2 protein-coding genes are annotated in these 1,645 nt (G+C 46.1%); one reads left to right on the top strand and one right to left on the bottom strand.

Annotation, left to right across the window (positions count from 1 at the left end; genetic code table 11):
• The coding region (locus PX482_RS18355; protein WP_288122807.1) for an Rpn family recombination-promoting nuclease/putative transposase at positions 1–619 on the top strand (619 nt) is incomplete at its 5' end.
• Positions 620–684: 65 nt separating this feature from the next.
• On the opposite strand, the gene PX482_RS18350 is transcribed toward PX482_RS18355, so the two are convergent.
• On the bottom strand, positions 685–1,374 hold the full coding sequence (locus PX482_RS18350) for a PEP-CTERM sorting domain-containing protein (protein WP_288093570.1): 690 nt from the start codon (positions 1,372–1,374) through the stop codon (positions 685–687).
• Positions 1,375–1,645: the final 271 nt, after the last annotated feature.

Below are 1,645 nucleotides of genomic sequence, written 5' to 3'. Positions count from 1 at the left end.
GATTCCTTTCCGAATGCTCGATTATCGCATTCGCGTCTATCGTCGTCATCCCCAAAAACCAATGCGTCAAGTGGTAATTTATCTGCGACGCAGCGATTCCCCCCTAGTACAAGAAAATACCTTCCGTCTGGGGGAAACCTTTCATTCTTTTCAAGTCATCCGTCTTTGGGAAGAAAATACACCACAATTTTTCCATCATCCCGGTTTATTACCCTTTGCCGTCCTCAGCAATACTGATGACCCCGAACAGGTGTTAAGTCAGGTGTCCCGTTCTTTAGAAACTATCCCCGAAAAACAGGTGCAAAGCAATCTCGCTGCCGCCACCAGTATTCTCGCTGGGTTAGTATTGAATCGGGAGACGATTAAAAAAATCCTTCGGAGTGACATTATGAGAGAATCCGTCATCTATCAAGATATTTTAGAGGAAGGCGAGGAAAAAGGACGACAAGAAGGACGACAAGAAGGACTGCAAGAAGGACGACAAGAAGGTAAAGAAGAAAAAGCCCGACAAATTGCCCTAAAAATGCTATCTGCTGGTTTTCCTATCCCAGAAATCGCCCGATTTACCGATTTATCCCCCGACGCGATCGAGCAATTACAAAGGCAGCAGCACAATTAAAGCTTTTAACCGCAAAGGGTGGGAAATTAGGGAAATTTTAGACCGTCTCCCCACCCCAAGCGCGATTAACGACGTTTAGCGAGGCGACGCACCACTAAACCACTCCCTAAGAACACCAGTCCTGTGATCATACCAGGTTCAGGAACTGCGACGGGAACAGAGGCAACAGAGGCAAGAGAAGCGCTATCGATCTGGAAGATATCGAGATCATTTGTATTAGTTCCAAAGACGATCGATCTGAAGTTTGCGTTACCAATAATGCCCAGAAAGCCGTTTGCTCCGCCGATACTGTTATTCACAAGCAGAGTTTGGTTTCCTGTACCATCGAAATTTCCCGTTAGGTTTAGCTGGTTAGGGTTAGTATTTAGAAAATCCGCTCCGAAGGCAAACACAGGTGAGGGAAAAGTCCAAGTGATAGTTGTGGAAGCGCTACTCGCATCTCCATCAGTGGAATTGAGGAAAAGTCCTCCACTAACGCTATTATCCTCAAACGCAACTGCGGGTGGAAAGGAATTCGCCGAAACGATGCCCGAATCCAGTGTTATTGTTTGAGCAGAGGCGATGTTGTTGCTAAAAGTATCGGTGGTGGTGACACTGCCAGCGATGGCATCGACGGCAGCTTGCCAAGCGGTGCGATTAGTGAAAATAGTGAAAGCTTCGGCGGAAGATACCGAACTCAGCACAAGGGTAGTGGTAAAAACCGTGGCTAGGGAAAAGGATTTCAGCCGAGCCTTTGATAAGCTCTGCTTCTCCACCCCCCGTGATTGATAAGTTTAGATAATGACATAAGACTTCAGAAAATTTAACTGTTTGTAACCTACTCCTTCCTCTAGTAATTGTCAAGGACTTTTTCCAAAGGTGTGAGATTTTTGGGGCAAAAATTCACTAATTAGGGGCTGCTGAAAAAGTTTTTCGTGGGGGCAGGGTGTGGGGTGTGGGGTGTGGGGTGTGGGGTTTTACCCATTTTCAGGTGGTCAATTACCTAATTTTCAGGGAAAAAATCCCTAAATTTTCCCCCCAATCACT

The sequence above is a fragment of the Microcystis sp. M53602_WE12 genome, from assembly GCF_030065455.1.
Taxonomy (GTDB): domain Bacteria; phylum Cyanobacteriota; class Cyanobacteriia; order Cyanobacteriales; family Microcystaceae; genus Microcystis; species Microcystis aeruginosa.
Note: the sequence above shows the minus strand (reverse complement) of the source record. Positions and strands in the feature narration are given on the sequence as shown.